Source organism: Dysgonomonas massiliensis, assembly GCF_900240225.1.
GTDB lineage: Bacteria > Bacteroidota > Bacteroidia > Bacteroidales > Dysgonomonadaceae > Dysgonomonas > Dysgonomonas massiliensis.
Window position 1 is genome coordinate 254,100 of record NZ_OEPV01000001.1, and the last position, 16,815, is coordinate 270,914.

The 16,815-nt window shown below is 39.1% G+C and carries 16 protein-coding genes; 9 read left to right on the plus strand and 7 right to left on the minus strand.

What is annotated here, in order from left to right:
* Positions 1–38: 38 nt before the first annotated feature.
* The gene (locus tag C1A06_RS01295; RefSeq protein ID WP_101688409.1) at positions 39–1,076 is read right to left on the minus strand and encodes a hypothetical protein; all 1,038 of its coding nucleotides are present in this window, start codon (positions 1,074–1,076) and stop codon (positions 39–41) included.
* A gap of 358 nt (positions 1,077–1,434) precedes the next feature.
* Here C1A06_RS01295 and sufC point away from each other — a divergent pair, with 358 nt between their 5' ends.
* The 6 genes from sufC (at position 1,435) to C1A06_RS01325 (ending at position 6,517) form a co-directional block, all read left to right on the plus strand.
* Complete coding sequence (gene sufC, locus C1A06_RS01300) at positions 1,435–2,193, plus strand: Fe-S cluster assembly ATPase SufC (protein ID WP_101688410.1); 759 nt, start codon at positions 1,435–1,437, stop codon at positions 2,191–2,193.
* Position 2,194: 1 nt separating this feature from the next.
* Positions 2,195–3,538 carry a Fe-S cluster assembly protein SufD gene (gene sufD / locus C1A06_RS01305; protein ID WP_101688411.1) on the plus strand — a complete coding sequence of 448 codons (1,344 nt, stop codon included), beginning with the start codon at positions 2,195–2,197 and terminating at the stop codon, positions 3,536–3,538.
* Positions 3,539–3,541: 3 nt separating this feature from the next.
* Positions 3,542–4,756 carry an aminotransferase class V-fold PLP-dependent enzyme gene (locus C1A06_RS01310; protein WP_101688412.1) on the plus strand — a complete coding sequence of 405 codons (1,215 nt, stop codon included), beginning with the start codon at positions 3,542–3,544 and terminating at the stop codon, positions 4,754–4,756.
* 88 nt (positions 4,757–4,844) lie between these two features.
* Complete coding sequence (locus C1A06_RS01315; RefSeq protein WP_101688413.1) at positions 4,845–5,690, plus strand: outer membrane protein assembly factor BamD; 846 nt, start codon at positions 4,845–4,847, stop codon at positions 5,688–5,690.
* A 38-nt stretch (positions 5,691–5,728) separates the two neighbouring features.
* Positions 5,729–6,061: a DNA-directed RNA polymerase subunit omega gene (locus C1A06_RS01320; protein WP_101688414.1), complete on the plus strand. Its 333-nt coding sequence runs from the start codon at positions 5,729–5,731 to the stop codon at positions 6,059–6,061.
* Positions 6,062–6,517, plus strand: a complete 456-nt coding sequence (locus tag C1A06_RS01325) for a DUF4293 domain-containing protein (protein WP_101688415.1) — start codon at positions 6,062–6,064, stop codon at positions 6,515–6,517.
* Between the two features lie 79 nt (positions 6,518–6,596).
* Here the strand turns inward: C1A06_RS01325 and C1A06_RS01330 are convergent, their stop codons facing one another.
* The 6 genes from C1A06_RS01330 to C1A06_RS01355 all read right to left on the minus strand — a co-directional run bounded on the left by C1A06_RS01330 (position 6,597) and on the right by C1A06_RS01355 (position 12,520).
* Complete coding sequence (locus C1A06_RS01330; protein WP_101688416.1) at positions 6,597–7,151, minus strand: 2-oxoacid:ferredoxin oxidoreductase subunit gamma family protein; 555 nt, start codon at positions 7,149–7,151, stop codon at positions 6,597–6,599.
* Positions 7,152–7,165: 14 nt separating this feature from the next.
* On the minus strand, positions 7,166–7,927 hold the full coding sequence (locus C1A06_RS01335; protein ID WP_101688417.1) for a thiamine pyrophosphate-dependent enzyme: 762 nt from the start codon (positions 7,925–7,927) through the stop codon (positions 7,166–7,168).
* A 33-nt stretch (positions 7,928–7,960) separates the two neighbouring features.
* Positions 7,961–9,043, minus strand: coding sequence for a 3-methyl-2-oxobutanoate dehydrogenase subunit VorB (locus tag C1A06_RS01340; protein WP_101688418.1), 1,083 nt, complete (start codon positions 9,041–9,043; stop codon positions 7,961–7,963).
* Positions 9,044–9,135: 92 nt separating this feature from the next.
* Positions 9,136–9,363, minus strand: a complete 228-nt coding sequence (locus tag C1A06_RS01345; protein ID WP_101688419.1) for a 4Fe-4S binding protein — start codon at positions 9,361–9,363, stop codon at positions 9,136–9,138.
* Positions 9,364–9,573: 210 nt separating this feature from the next.
* Positions 9,574–10,047 (minus strand): Cys-tRNA(Pro) deacylase, encoded by a 474-nt coding sequence (gene ybaK, locus C1A06_RS01350; protein ID WP_101688420.1) that lies wholly within the window; start codon positions 10,045–10,047, stop codon positions 9,574–9,576.
* Between the two features lie 58 nt (positions 10,048–10,105).
* Complete coding sequence (locus C1A06_RS01355) at positions 10,106–12,520, minus strand: S9 family peptidase (protein WP_101688421.1); 2,415 nt, start codon at positions 12,518–12,520, stop codon at positions 10,106–10,108.
* Positions 12,521–12,664: 144 nt separating this feature from the next.
* On the opposite strand from C1A06_RS01355, the gene C1A06_RS01360 reads away from it, so the two are divergent.
* The 3 genes from C1A06_RS01360 (at position 12,665) to C1A06_RS01370 (ending at position 16,809) form a co-directional block, all read left to right on the plus strand.
* On the plus strand, positions 12,665–13,645 hold the full coding sequence (locus tag C1A06_RS01360) for a DUF4349 domain-containing protein (protein ID WP_101688422.1): 981 nt from the start codon (positions 12,665–12,667) through the stop codon (positions 13,643–13,645).
* A gap of 302 nt (positions 13,646–13,947) precedes the next feature.
* Positions 13,948–15,099, plus strand: coding sequence for a BamA/TamA family outer membrane protein (locus tag C1A06_RS01365; protein ID WP_101688423.1), 1,152 nt, complete (start codon positions 13,948–13,950; stop codon positions 15,097–15,099).
* 6 nt (positions 15,100–15,105) lie between these two features.
* Positions 15,106–16,809 (plus strand): phosphoethanolamine transferase family protein, encoded by a 1,704-nt coding sequence (locus tag C1A06_RS01370; protein ID WP_101688424.1) that lies wholly within the window; start codon positions 15,106–15,108, stop codon positions 16,807–16,809.
* Positions 16,810–16,815: the final 6 nt, after the last annotated feature.

Consider the following 16,815-nt stretch of genomic DNA (forward strand, 5'->3'; position numbering starts at 1 on the left):
CCTATTTTGTTTTTGTGCAATACCTCAAAAAAGGTAATTTATTCGATATCGTGTAAATCACTATCGTTGTGAATATAGCGCCATTTTATAAATATTGGTTGTCCAAAAGGTGTTCTTTTGGGATAATTAGTAGATAGTTGTTTTCCTAATTCGTCAATTGTAACTTCTTGGCAAAAGAGTTTATCAGAATTTCCCAAGGACATAACTGTAATAGCTGTTCGTTCAAATATTTTTGATAGGTAAGAATCTGCTTCGATTTTGATTGGATCAAAATTGTATTCTTCAGCTTTACTCATTGCGAAATTAAGTTCTTGGTTAGAATATTCGCTTTCGAGAATAGCCCAGACAAGTCTACCATAAGTAATATATTTAGCGTGTAGGGGAGATTCTCCTTTCTCGTAGTATTCCGGATGATTGTATTTGTCTTCTTTGAAGAGGGCTTCAGGAGTTGAGGTGTATATATTATAGAACTCTCTGATGCTACGTAAGAATTTACGTCCCTTTATTTTTCCTAGTTTACTTGTATTGTTATATGCTGTTTTAATGAACAATTTTCCGATGTCGCTTCTTCCGAAAAATTCATCTTTAATTTGTTCGTATTTTTCGATATGGTATGATCCGAATATATTTTTTATCCCTTTATTTTTTAATATAGGATCAAAATTATCTGATACAAGAAGTTTTTGATATTCGCTATTGTATTCGTTTATCCCAGCACCTTCCGGAAGAGTAGCTATATAGGGGATAGGAGTTGAGGCGATAAAATCGATAGGATTTTTTGTATATCTAAGTTCGTTCTCGAATTGAGCTGTGCGAATGTTAGATTCCGGGTAGACAGCACTAAGATGTACATTTTCTGGGTTGGTTACTAAAATTCCAAGAGAAAAAATTCCTCCTTCTGCATTGTATACTCCCCAATTGGAAGAAACTATATCTTCGTCTTCTTCCAGAAATTTGATCTGTCCTTTTAGATTACTACTGTTGTCGTTGTCATTGCTTTCGCATGATGCGAAAATAGTTAGGGTAGCTAAGACTAAAAATAAAATTTTTGTTTGATTAAATAAACTTTGTGTCATTAGGTTTTTTTCTTTATGTTATATAACGAACGCAAAAGTACTTAAATAGATTCTTGTATGTTCTGTGTATTGTGTTAAAAATGACACTTTGCATATCTTTTTGATTTTCCGAGTCGCTTGTCCCATTCTAATTTGGTATTGTTCTTTGCTGGTAGGAGTTGTTGTAATACAGAGATTCAGAGTGAAGCTGTATTGGTGTTTGGGGTAAAAATAACGTCACAAATAAATTATAGATTTAATTAATAGCTGATAGCTGGTGGCGGACTGCCTATTTTCTTTTTTATTTATTAAATTTGTATGCTAAAATAAATATACCTCACTTTGGAGAGGAGTTTGAAGAATAAAATAAACTATAAAAATGGCGAATTTATTAAATATAGAAAATCTACATGCGAATGTAGAAGGAAAAGAAATCCTGAAAGGTTTGAATCTGGTAGTAAATCCAGGCGAAATACATGCAATAATGGGTCCTAACGGTGCCGGTAAAAGTACTTTAGCTTCGGTGTTGGTAGGAAATCCTAACTACGAAGTGACAGACGGACAAGTCTTGTTCAATGGCAAAGATCTATTAGATATGGATCCTGAAGTACGTGCAAACGAAGGTCTGTTCCTAAGCTTCCAATATCCGGTAGAAATTCCGGGAGTGAGCATGACAAACTTCATGCGTGCAGCATTGAACGAAAAACGCAAATACCAAGGATTAGATCCTATCCCTGCTTCGGATTTCTTGAAATTGATGAAAGAAAAACGTGAGTTAGTTGAACTAGACAAAGATTTAGCAAGCCGTTCGGTAAACGAAGGATTCTCGGGAGGTGAGAAAAAACGTAACGAAATTTTCCAAATGGGTATGCTCGAGCCGAAATTGGCTATCCTTGATGAGACAGACTCAGGTCTGGATATCGACGCTTTGCGTATCGTTGCAGCAGGAGTAAACAAGCTTCGCACAAAAGAAAATGCAACGATTGTGATCACTCACTATCAACGCTTGTTGGATTATATCAAACCTGATTTCGTACACGTATTGTACAAAGGACGTATCGTGAAAAGCGGAGGAGCAGAATTGGCACTCGAACTGGAAGAAAAAGGATACGATTGGATTATAAAAGATTTTCAATAAAATGGTAGAACAACAATACAAAGAAATATTCGTTGAACACAGAGGATTGATCGATTCGAAATCGGCTCCCGTGTTGAACGCAATGCGCGATAAGGCTTTTGAGGTGTTCTCCGCAAAAGGCTTTCCGACAAAAAGAGAGGAAGACTATCTTTATACCGATATATCGGCTGCTTTCGAGCCCGATTATGGTATGAATATTAATAGATTGCCACTGAAAGGTAATCCTTATTTTGCATTCAAATGTAATGTGCCTAATCTAGGTACTAACCTATATTATATGCTGAACGATGTGTTCAGTGCAGACTATCTTCCGCAGATGGAATATCCGAAAGGAGTCTTCGTAGGAAGCTTGAAAGAGTTTGCTGAAAAACATCCTGAGGTATGTGCTAAATATTATGGTAAGGTAGCCAATTTGGATGACGATCACAGCATAGCAGCATTCAATACAATGTATGCTCAGGACGGATTTGTTGTATACGTTCCGAAAAATGTTGTAGTTGAAACACCTATTCAGGTAATGAATGTGCTAAAAAGCACCATGAACTCGATCGTTACAAGACGTTATCTTGTAATAGTTGAGGAGAATGCGCAAGCAAGAATACTCACTTGCGACCATGCTATGGATGATATGGAATATCTGGTAACACAGGTAAATGAAATATATGCAGGACGCAATGCTGTGGTTGACTTCTACGAATTGGAAGAGAACTCGGCATCAGTAACGCGCTTTGCATCTACATTTATCGATCAGGAAGAATCGTCGAACGTACTGGTTAATAATCTGACTTTGAAATCGGGAGTAACTCGCAATAACTATCGTGTGACGCTGAATGGCGAAAATGCTGAAGCTTATGTCTGCGGGTTGGTGATTTCAGATGAACAACAAAAAGTTGACAACTTCGTATACATGGATCATGCTAAACCGCATTGCCAAAGTACACAGTTGTTTAAATATGTGCTGCAAGAAGAATCAGTAGGAGCATTCTGCGGACGTATTGTTGTCGAAAAAGATGCTCAGAAAACAATGGCATATCAGACAAACAACAACCTTTGTACTTCGCCAAATGCACGTATGTATTCAAAACCACAGTTGGAGATTTATGCCGATGATGTGAAATGTTCGCATGGATTGACAACCGGTCAGCTGGATGAGGATGCGCTGTTCTATATGCGTTCGCGCGGTATAGCCGAAGAAGAAGCTAAATTGATGCTTACTCAGGCATTTACGGCAGATGTTTTGGATCATGTTCGTATTCCGGCACTGAAAGATAAATTGGAAGATTTAGTAGATAAAAGATTTAGAGGAGAAAAAGCTCGCTGCGGTAATTGTGCAGTTTGCAAATAGACAATGAACATAAAAACGATAAGAAACGAGTTTCCCATTCTTTCGACCGAAATATATGGGAAACCACTAGTTTACCTCGATAATGGCGCGACTTCTCAGAAGCCGCGCTGCGTCGTTGAAGCGATGGACGATGTGTATTACAAAACGAATGCAAATGTTCATCGGGGAGTGCATACACTGAGCCAGCGTGCTACCGATCTGATGGAAGCTGGGCGTGTGACAGTTAAAGAGTTTATAAACGCAGCATCGATCGAAGAAGTGATCTTCACGAAAGGTACTACCGAATCGATGAACCTTGTGGCTCACAGTTTTTGTCAGCAGTTTTGCAATGAAGGAGATGAGATTATCATTTCTGCTATGGAACATCATGCAAATATTGTTTCGTGGCAATTGCAGGAAGCCATTCGCGGTATTGTACTGAAAGTAGTTCCTATCAACGAACGCGGCGAATTGATGATCGATGAACTGGAGCGAATGATCACACCAAAGACACGTCTGGTATCGATAACTCATGTCTCGAACGTGCTGGGAACAATCAATCCGATAGAGAAAATTATCGAGATAGCGCATCAACACGATGTACCCGTATTGGTAGATGCTGCACAATCTGTTCAGCATATCGAAATTGATGTGCAAAAGATGGATTGCGATTTTCTTGTTTTTTCGGGACATAAAGTATATGGTCCGACCGGAATAGGTGTTCTATATGGCAAGAAAAAGTGGTTGGATGCTATGCCGCCATATCAGGGTGGGGGTGAGATGATTGGACATGTTTCGTTCAAAAAGACGACTTTCAACGAACTTCCGTTCAAATTCGAAGCAGGTACGCCCGATTATGTAGGAATCGTAGGATTGGCTGAGGCTTTGAAATATGTAAAATCGATAGGACTTCAGAAAATAAAAGAATACGAAGACGAACTTTTGCAATACTGCACCGAAGAATTGATGAAAATCGATGGTATGAAAATATACGGAACAGCTTTGCATAAATCGTCGGTTGTATCGTTTCTAGTGAAAAATATTCATCATTACGATATGGGCATGTTGCTAGATAAGATGGGCATTGCCGTTCGTACGGGACATCATTGTGCACAGCCTTTGATGGAAGAGATGGGTGTCGAAGGAACAGTGCGTGCATCGTTTGCTTTTTACAACACGAAGGAAGAAATCGATATACTCGTAGCCGGAATTAAGAGAGTTGTAACAATGTTTAGCTAATGTTTACATCTTGAGAATGAGATTAGAGGCAAGTTTATTTTCAAAATATAAAAGCTTTGTGTAAATTTGCAACCTAATTTGGTAAAGAATGAAGATAAAAATTCTGTGCATTTTTGTAGTAGCTATTCTTTTTGCCTCGTGCGGAGAGTACAATCGAGTACTTAAAAACCCTGATAGAGAGGTACGTTACGAGTACGCAAAGAGATATTTCGAAGAGAAGAAATACGGTAGAACAATTACACTTCTCGAAAGTGTGATGACTAGTTATGTTGGTTATGCACAGGAACAAGAAATATTGTTCCTTTTGGCTCAATCTTATCTCTACGATAAAGATTACGAGACTGCAACAGCATACTTCCGCCAATACTACAATAAATTTCCGAGAGGAGAATATGCCGAATTAGCGCGATTTAATGCACCTTACGCATTATATCTTGATTCGCCTGATGTGCGTTTAGATCAAACTAACACAATAAAAGCAATACAAGGATTTCAGGAATTTCTTGAAAACTTCCCTCAAAGCGATAAAGTACCTCAAGCTCAAGACTTGATGTTTGCCTTGCAGGAGAAACTAGCAGAAAAGGAGCTTTTAGCTGCTCGCTTGTATTACAATCTGGGAATGTATGCCGGAAATAATTACGAGGCTTGTGTAGTAACATCGCGTGAAGCATTGAAAAACTACTCATTCTCATCATTTGCCGAGGAATTTCAGATTCTGATTGTTCGTGCTAAAGCCGAAGAAGCCAATTATAGTGTGGCCGAGAAAAAACCGACTCGCTGGCGTGAGGTGATTGACGAACATTTCAACTATATGAATATGTTTCCCGAAGGTAAATATGTTTCAGAGAGTACAAAATTATACAATAAAGCTACAAAAGCTTTAGGACTAGATACTACAAATAGTACTGAAGAAACAGTAGAAGAGGTTAAATAAAATAGAAATAAATACTATAAATCAATTCAAAATAAAGTATGGATTACAGAAAATCGAATGCGCCTAGCAACACAGTAACACGCGATATTATGACCTTATCGGAAGATACTGGCAATATCTACGAAACTGTTCGCATCATTTCAAAACGTGCAAACCAAATCTCGGTTGAGATGAAACACGATTTGGATAAAAAATTACAAGAGTTTGCATCGTACTCAGACAATCTTGAAGAAGTATTCGAAAACAGAGAACAAATCGAAATCTCTCGTTATTACGAAAAACTTCCAAAACCGTCACTTATTGCCGTACAAGAGTACGAAGAAAGAAAGCTTTACTACAGAAATCCGAACAAAGACAAAGACAATTTCTAAATGTTACAACGCATACAAACAGTTTATTTACTACTCGTAGTATTATTGATGACTGCAGCGGCTTTCACGCCTCTGATAGTTCTATCAAATGCCGAGGGTAGTGTATTCGATATGTGCTCGAAAGGTATATTCGAAGGCGGTAAATTGCTGAAAGCTACATGGGGAATCCTATCGATGGCAGGCTTGGGTGCGTTAGTGGCTTTGATCGATATTTTCTTATTCAAGAAACGCAAACTTCAGGTTCGTGTAGCGATGTTCACAACATTTCTGATTCTCTTCTTTTATGTAACATTGTTTACATACTACTATGTATATAGCAATGGTCTGGGATTGAGTCTTGAAGGAGTGAATTACGGAGTATTTCTGCCTTTGGTTGCACTTGTATTAAATTTGTTGGCAATACAAAAAATTAAGGCCGACGAGAAGCTTGTAAAATCATTGGATCGTATCAGATAAGAAAGATCGATTTTAGAATCAGATATAAAAAAAGTTGCTGAAATTTCAGCAACTTTTTTTGTTGTACACCTATGCTTATTTATGCCGGGGCACTTATTTGTTCTACTATTTCTATTCCTGTCAAGATAGCCTTTTCGTTCATAGGTAATAGTTTATGATGACGTTCAGGTAGCGATTTTTTCAATCCTTCCATTACACCTTTTACTTCTACTATCGGATCAGCTTTCAGTAATCCTCCAAGAACGATCATATTGAATATCTTCGAATTCTGCATTTCGGTAGCTTTATTCATTGCGTCAACACGATATACGTAGATATCTTTACGTGTAGGCGGATGATTTACTCCATTCGGATCGTATAGTAAAATTCCTCCGGGTTTTACCATAGGTTCGAATTTATCTAATGATTGCTGATTCAAAATGATAGCTATATCATATTCGCTCACAATTGGCGAACTGATTGGTTTGTCGCTCAATATAACGGTTACGTTGGCTGTACCGCCGCGTTGCTCAGGACCATAAGACGGGAACCAAGATACTTCTCTACCTTCCATCAATCCCGAATATGCAAGGATTTTACCCATCGATAATACGCCTTGCCCTCCGAATCCGGCTATAATAATTTCTTTTATCATATCTTCTTCCTTTTTTAAATGTTTTTGAGATCACCTAGCGGATATGCAGGGAACATATTTTCTACCATCCAATCGTTAGATTGAGCAGGAGTCATTTTCCAGCCCGAGCTACAAGTAGATACTACTTCGACGATAGATGTTCCTTTGTTTTCCATCGAGTTTTCGAATGCTTTTTTGATCATGCGTTTTGTCTTTTTCACTGCAGCTGCTGTGTGCACGCTCTGACGTGTAGCAAGACAAACGCCCGGAAGTTGAGCAAGAAGATCGGTAATCTTCAACGGATACCCGTTCAAGTGTATATCACGTCCGTTAGGAGTGGTAGCCGTAACCATATGGTTGAGGGTTGTAGGAGCCATTTGTCCTCCGGTCATACCATAGATACCGTTGTTGATAAATACGATTGTGATATTTTCTCCACGATTGGCAGCATGTATTGTCTCGGCAGTACCGATTGCAGCCAAGTCGCCATCACCTTGGTATGTGAATACCAAATGATCGGGAAGTAAACGTTTCGTAGCCGTTGCTAACGCCGGAGCACGTCCGTGAGCAGCTTCCTGCCAGTCGATATCCAGATAGTTGTATGCAAATACGGCACATCCTACGGGTGCAATACCGATTGTCTTTTCGCGTAGACCCATCTCTTCGATCAGTTCGGCAATGATTTTATGAACCACACCGTGCGAACATCCCGGACAATAGTGCATTGTATTGTCGTTCATCAATTCTGGTTTAGCATAAATCAGATTTGCGGGATCAATTATATTTTTTGTACTCATTGTTGTTCTAGTTTTTAATGTGACTGATTGTTGTTAAGCGTTGAATTTTTCTTTCAATGCTGCTACAATTTCGTTTGGTGCAGGAACTATACCTCCCAAACGACCATAGTGTTCTACACGTACTTTTCCGTTCACAGCCAAACGAACATCTTCTACCATTTGTCCTGCGTTCATTTCTACGGTAAGAATACCTTTTACTTTATCAGAGTATTTGTCTATTTGCTTGTAAGGAAACGGCCAAAGTGTGATAGGGCGTATAATACCTACTTTGATACCTTGATTGCGTGCAATTTCCATTGCTTTCTGACAAATACGTGCTGCCGATCCGAATGCTACTAAGATGTAATCTGCATCCTCGCAGTTGATTTCTTCGTACATGCAAAGATCTTTTTCTATCTGTGCATATTTTGCTTGGAAACGAAGATTGTTCTGTTCCATGATATGCGAATCCAGCTCGAGAGAAGTTATTATGTTTGGTTTACGATTGGCTGGTTTGCCTAGCGTAGCCCAAGGACATTGCTGTGCAATCTCTTCGTTCGTACGTCTGCGTTTATACGGAGGAAGTACTACTTTTTCCATCATCTGACCGATAACACCATCGGTAAGAATCATAGCCGGATTACGGTATTTGAATGCTAAGTCGAAACCTAGCGATACGAAATCTACCATTTCTTGTACCGATGCCGGTGCCAGTGTAATCAGACGATAGTCGCCATGTCCGCCGCCTTTTACGGTTTGGAAATAGTCGGCTTGCGATGGTTGGATTGTTCCCAAGCCGGGACCTCCACGCATCACATTGACCAATAGTGCCGGTAGTTCTGCTCCGGCAAGGTATGAAATACCTTCGAGCATAAGGCTCACACCGGGGCTTGATGATGATGTCATCACAGCTTTTCCGCACGATGCTCCGCCATATACCATATTTATAGATGCTGTTTCACTCTCGGCCTGCAATACAACCATGCCTGTTGTAGTCCAAGGTGCTTCATCCATCAATGTCTCCATGATTTCGGACTGAGGGGTAATAGGATAACCAAAATATCCGTCGCAACCATAGCGGATGGCAGCGTGAGATATTGCCTCATTACCTTTCATTAGATATATTTCTTCTGACATAATTTTTGTGAATTTTAGATTTTTACTTGCTTAACGTGTTTTTCTTTGGGTATTTCGATGATAGGCTTATTTAATTTAAATATTTTATTTACTTAGCTTTTCATCCTGTAGACAGTCAGACATGCGTCGGGGCATACATATCCACAGTTTGCACATCCTATACAGTCGTCAGGATTTTTCATGTAGACATAGTGGTAGCCTTTTTGATTCATCATTTGAGGCTGTAATTCAAGAACATCTGCGGGGCATGATACTACGCACAGATTGCAACCTTTGCAGCGTTCTTCGTTTACAACTACTGCTCCTTTTACTTTAGCCATACTTATAACATTGTTTTATTAATAGTTATTAATCGATCATTCAATTGATGATTTCAGGCAGATTCGCTAACCTGCCTCTATGGTAAAGATAAAGAGTATTTATTTAAAAAGCCACAATTTGATACGAGTTTTTTTACTTAAAAGTATCTAAATGATAGTTGTTTGTGGGTTAATTATTGTTTGGGCAATTAATTTGGCTAACACTTTTGCTTAAATAATACTTGTTTGTGCAATATTTGTCACTCGAATTAAATCTGCGGGTGCAATTTGTATCTGAAGTCCTCGTTTTCCGGCACTTATGTATATTTTGTCGAAATTAAGACACGAATTGTCAATATAACTAGGAAAAACTTTTTTCATCCCTATAGGCGAGCAAGCTCCACGTATATAGCCTGTTACGGATAAAAGATCTTTCATTGGTATCATTTCGCATTTTTTGTTGCCCGATATTGCGGCAGCACGTTTCAGGTCTAATTCCTTTGCTCCGGGAATGATGCAGACGAAGTATCCGGTTTTGTCGCCATGAAGTACAAGAGTCTTGAAAACCTGATCGACGCATTCGTTCAGTTGTTCGGCAACATGCACTGCGCTGAGGTCGGACTCGTCAACCTCGTAAGCTATCAATTCGTATTGCACGCCGGCTTTATCCAGTAGCCGTGCGGCATTTGTCTTAGCGGTTTTCATAGTTCGAATATACAAAAAAGGGGAGTGCCAAAAGACTCCCCTAATAGATAAATATTATTTATTTTTTGTTTTTTACATATTTTTCTAGCCATTGATCTTGTTCCCACAATAAGTGTAGTACCGATTCTTTAGCTTGATAGCTATGACTTTCTTTTGGCAGAAGTACCAAACGTGCTGGAGCTCCAAACCCTTTCAGTGCATTGAAGTAGCGTTCGCTTTGCATTGTATGCGTGCCGGCATTGTTGTCATCAGCCCCGTGTATCAATAGTAACGGATGTTTCATTTGGTCGGCATGCATAAATGGCGACATGGAATTATATACTTGTGGTGCTTCCCAGTAATTTCTTTCTTCGGCCTGAAATCCGAATGGAGTCAAGGTGCGGTTGTATGCTCCACTGCGAGCAATTCCTGCAGCAAACAGATCGGAATGCGTCAGTAGGTTTGCTGTCATAAATGCTCCGTATGAATGCCCTCCGACAGCTACTCGGTTTCGGTCGATATAACCCATCGAGTCTACAGCATCAATGGCAGCTTTGGCATTGGCTACCAACTGTTCGATAAATGTATCATTCGGTTCTGTTTTACCTTCGCCCACGATAGGGAAGGCTGCATCGTCCAGAATGGCATATCCACGTGTTACCCAGTAGATAGGTGATCCGTAGGATGGATAAATAAATTCGTTCGGATTGGTTGTGTTTTGTCCGGCACTACTTTTGTCTTTATACTCGGTAGGGTATGCCCACATCACCATCGGTAGTTTTTCTTTTTTATCGTAACCTGCAGGCAGATAAAGTGTACCCGTAAGTTCTACTCCATCGGCACGCTTATATTTGATAACCTCTTTGTGAATATTAGCTATACTTTTGAATGGATTTTCGAAATGAGTTACTGCTATTGGCGCAATTCTTTTTTTTGTATTCAAAATATAATAGTTCGGATATTCTGTCGGCGACTGCAGTCTTATCAGTAATTCGCCTTTTTTGAGATCAATAATAGATGATATATTCAGTGCTTTGTCTGTATAGGCTGATTGGTAGATACGATTTTTCTTTTTCGTTTTCAGATCCAATTCGTCGATGAATGGAAACTGGCCATCTTTAGTAAAACCTTCACCAATTAAATAGGCTTTATTGCCCGATAGATTTAAAACGCTTCTACCATATTCATTTCGTTTCGAATCGAAGTATCCTGGATCGCTATATACATCTTGAAAGTTGCGATCCCACAAGATTTCCGGAGCTTGCTCCGGATTGGATGGATTGAACAGATAGGCTTTTGTGTTACGCGTGTTCCACCAATTATCATATATAATGGCTGTATTATCATTTCCCCATTCGATGCCTGCAAATCTATTTATGGTTTGGGTAAGGAACTGTGCTTCTCCGTTGAATGGTGCATCTAGTTGATATATTTTGTCGCGGAAAGGAACGTCTTTTTCCGGATCTCCACCATCCTGAGCTTCGACCCAATAAAGTGTAGCCGGCTTGTCCGATCGCCATGATATGTATCGTTTACCGGCATAAGTTGCCATAAAGCCTTTTGGCATAACTTCAAGCAGCGGTTTTTCGTTGAATTTGTTGACAAGGTTTCCGTCTTTGTCGTATATTGTTGTTGTTGAAGGAAATCTGTTCAATGTTACGGCGTAAGAATACGGTCTTCTAAGTGTTGTAATTATTATGTATTGGCCATCAGGCGAAAACGATTTTCCGGTATAAATATCCTTTTCTTTCCATAGCTTCATATTGCCCGATGGATCAACTTGATATAGTTCGGAAGTTACAAGAGCATCAAAGTTAGCTTCGTCAGTAGCATTTTGCAGTAAATCTTGATATGTTCTGTTTTGTGCTTTTACTCCCACTTCGCTCGTCGTAACTGTTGGTCCGGTAGGTATGGCACTTTTCGAATCTATTAGCTTAGGCTTACCCTGAGGCAAAACATTTACCAATATTGATTTGCTGTCTCTGAACCATGTATATGGGTTACCTACATTTGCGTTCAGTACGGCTTCGGTAAGACGTGTTGCATGACCACTTGCCCAATCGATGCACCATAATTCTACTCCCGTTTCGGTAATATTGACGAATGCTATTTTAGTCTCATCGGGAGACCAAGATAGATAAGTCATTTTTGCATTTTGGGGAAGTCCCGTAATTTGTTTGGCTTCGTTATCGTATAGGTTTTTATATTTCAGATTGTTGAAATATCTGGTATTGCTTGCGATATTGGTTACCGGATTGATGCGTAATCCGGCTAAGCGCATTTCTTGTTCGGAGAGATCTGCAAGTGTTTTATATGTATTTCTGAATTGAAATATCATTTTTGTGCGCTTACTATCCATCATAAGTGTTGGGGCACGTTCGAAGTCGGCTAATTCCAGAATTTCTTTTGGCGGTTTCTGATATACTAAATTTTCTTGAGGATAAATACTCAGCGAAAATAACAAGGCTAAGATTACGAATAACTGTTTCTTCATATTAGAGGTCTTTTTAGTTTTAACATATCAAATGTACACTTTTGTCTGTGTTTTTCCTAAGTGTGCAGTTAGATTCTTTTACATTTTTTATGGAGTTTGTGCTAAGAATACATCTATTATAATAAATCGATAAACGAAACTATTATGAAAAGATTATTAAGCGCACTCATTTTTGCAGTATTCGCTATTCTTCTCATCTATGCTTGTGGTAACAAAAACGAGTATAGTCATGAGGATAGTATGGTGATGGATAGCTATATTCCACAAGAAGAGGTGATTGGTGAAGATTGGGAGAAAAGTAAAAAGATGGTTGCTTTTGGGACTCCTATAGTTGACAATTTTCTTGTTACTCAGGCTGCGGCGCAAGATGTTACAGCCTTGAAACGACCTTTGATTAAAACAGCTAAACTCAAATTTAAGGTCCGTGATGTCGTGAATAGTAGCTATGCTATTGAGAAAAGTACACTTCAGAATAGTGGTTTTATACTTGAATCTAAAATTTCGAGTTCAGAATATTTTTCCACCGTTATGCGTACCTCGGCAGATTCGTCATTGATTATTCGTAAATACGATATTACTGGCGATTTGGTGGTACGTGTTCCACAAGAAAATCTTCACATATTTCTCGAAGAAATAGCTAAAGAAGCTACTTTGGTAGATTATCGTTTGCTGAATGCTAAAGATCTGACAATAGATTTGTTTGCGAATGGTCTGGATCAAGAGCGTTTGACGAAGAAATCGAAGCGTATGGGATCAGCAATTTCCAGCCGATCGGGCAAGTTGGAGGAAGCAATGGATGCTGAAGAAGCTTTAGATGCTGCCGAAAAGTATGCTAATGAAGTGAAGGTTTCAGAGTATAGGATGCAAGATGATATGAAGCTTAGTACTGTGACGATCGAAATTTATCAGGATAAAGTAGAATCTCGCGAAACTATAAAATATGTTGAGCAAATCGAAAGCTATGAGCCAGGTGTAGGTAGTCGTCTGATTGATGCATTGGTGTCGGGATGGAATGGATTATGTTCTTTTTTTGTATCCTTGATCAATATCTGGCCATTATTGTTGGTATTTGTTTTTGTTGGATATCTTATTTATAGAAAGTTCAGATCAAATAATAAGGAATGATTACCTCGAGGTAAGTGATATAATTGGTTCTGACTCTATGTCTATAATTTGTTATAAGCCATGGCTATCGGTGTATATTCGACTGGTAGCTATGGCTCTATTTTATATCGAATCTTTCTATCAGGATGTGACGTTTGGCCATATTTTGCATTTATTTTATTAATTTTGCAACGTAGACTCAAGTTAAAAATATTGCGAGAGCAATTATTTTAGATAAATAGTTAATAAGTGTACGTATATTATGAGTGCTTATTAAATTATGTCTATATTTGTATTAACATAAATTTTTAGAACCAAGACCTATGAATAAACTACGCACATTACCGTTGTTTATTTTCTTTTTTATAGCAGTATCCAGTTTGGCTCAGACCGAAGAAAATACTGGAGATACGACCATCGTGAAAAAAAGAAACATTATAGATAAAATAATTCAGTACTTTGACGATTCGAACAAGGTAAAGGAAGAAAAAGCATTCGATATCAGTTTTATCGGAGGACCTCACTATTCGAGTGAAACTCAGCTGGGATTAGGCCTTTTGGCTTCAGGGCTATATCGACTTGATAAATCTGACAAAACATTACCCCCATCTAATGTGGCTATATATGGCGATATTACTACTTCGGGTTTCTATAAAATAGGTATCGAAGGGAATACAATTTTTCCTGAGGATAAATTCCGACTTAATGCAGATATATCATTTTCGTCTTTTCCAAGCAAATATTGGGGGATAGGTTACGATGCCGGAAAACAAAAAGAATATTCGAAATATACAAGTCAGGAAATTAAAGTTTATGCCGATTTTTTAGTTCGTACAGCTGATAATTTTTATGTAGGATTGGGCGGGCGATTTAGAAATATACATGGCTATAAATTCAAAAAAGAAGGCTGGGGCGACGGACTGAAGCCCACAGTTACATCGGTTGGTATGGCCGGAATAATTTCTTATGATTCGCGCGATTTTATCCCCAATCCGAATAAAGGGATATATGTCAAATTCGATTATAGCTTTATGCCCGAATTTGCAGGGAGTACCGCTACGGTTCATCGTTACGAGATAGATGCCCGTTATTACAAATCGGTGTGGAAAGGCGGGAAACTGGCTTTCAATATTGGTGGAATATTCAACAGCGGAGATGTTCCATGGTCGTTGCTGGCTCAGATGGGAGGATCACAACAGATGCGAGGCTATTTCGAAGGGCGTTATCGCGATAAGAAATATGTGCAGACTCAAATCGAATTGCGCCAGCATATCTACGGACGAAGCGGAATTGTATTGTGGGCCGGAGCCGGAAATGTATTTCCGCATTTCGATGACTTCAAACTCAGCCAGACTTTGCCCAATTTCGGACTTGGTTATCGTTGGGAATTCAAGAAAGGCGTAAATGTCCGTCTGGATTACGGTATTGGACGTCGCGACTCCGGATTCTATTTTAGTATGAACGAAGCATTTTAAAGATATATGTTTAAGAAACTAACAGCAGGAATAGAAGCTTTATTGGAAAGACCAAAGCTGATATTTGTTATCTACATCATAGTAAACTTGGTTCCTAGCATTTTGCTTGTGACTAGCGAACCTTTGAACTTTGCAGGCAAACTTGTACTGCTTTTTGCGCCATTGGGGCTTTATCTGTGTATCTACTCCTTGTCACAAAAAACGGGTTTGATACAAGTTTTGCTAATCCCACTTCTTGTGTTGCACGCTTTTCAGCTTGTGCTGTTTTATATGTATGGAGAGAATGTGATTGCTGCCGATATGTTTCTGAACGTGGTGACAACCAATCCTAGCGAAGCCGGAGAACTGCTGGTTAGTATCTGGCCTTCGGTATTGGGTGTATGCGTGCTGTATATCCCTATTATTATATTGTCGATCATGCAGCTGAGACGGAAGATTTGCCTGAGCCGTAATTTCAGACGTTGTACGTTTATCATGGGCTTAGGAATATTCATTGCAGCTTATGGTATTTCGATATTTGCACACAATAAGAATACTCAGGTTTTTTCGTATCATCAGAATATCTATCCCAATAATGTACTTTACAATCTTGACTTTGCTATCAACAAGTGGAAACGTATCGATAGATATCACGCAACATCGAAAGATTTTACTTTCGAAGCTACTCGCACACCCAATACCGACAAACGCGAAATATATGTAATGGTTGTAGGTGAAACGGGTAGGGCAGACAACTGGAGCCTATACGGATATGAGCGTCAGACGAATCCGCGTCTCGAAAAAGATTCGAATCTGGTGTTTTATCGCGATGCTATAACGCAATCGAATACTACACACAAGAGCGTGCCGATTATTCTATCGGCAGCATCAGCCGAGAATTTCGATATCATTTACGAACAGAAAAGTATTATCCAGGCATTCAAGGAATGCGGATTTACGACTGTTTTCATATCCAATCAGTCGCCTAATCGCTCTTTTACAGAACTATTTTCGGAAGAGGCTGACATATACAAGACCTTCCGTGACGAATTGGCTACCAACAATGCACCCGATGGGGTAATGTTGCCGTATCTGAAAAACTGTATCGATTCGATAGATGGAAATCTGTTTATTGTACTGCATAGCTATGGTTCGCATTTCAATTACAGAGAACGTTACACTGATGAATTTTCGGTATTCAAGCCCGATGCCGTAAAAGGCATGACTCTGAAAGAACGTGATGTGCTGATCAATGCATACGATAATTCGATTCTTTACGCTGATTATTTCTTGGATGGAGTCATCCAATTACTTCGCGATGAAGATGCAAGTTCGGGTATGTTCTATTGTGCCGATCATGGCGAAGATATATTTGACGACGATCGTCATCGTTTCCTTCATGCATCTCCTATACCTACCTACTATCAGTTGAGGATTCCGATGCTGATGTGGTTTTCGGATTCGTATATTGATGCCAATCCACGAAAATTCGGTATGGCCAAGCGTAATATGACAATGCCTGTTTCTACAAACTCAGCATTTCATACAATGCTGGATATGGCTAATATAAAAACAAATTATTTCGAAGTCGATCTGTCATTGCTTCGAGCTGCATTCCGTCCTCAGGAAAGGATGTATCTGGACGATCACGATGATCCGGTATCTTTTTACGAGCTCAACTTGAAAGACGAGGACCGTGAGATGATAGAAAAGAACAATATTTATCATTAGTCGGAA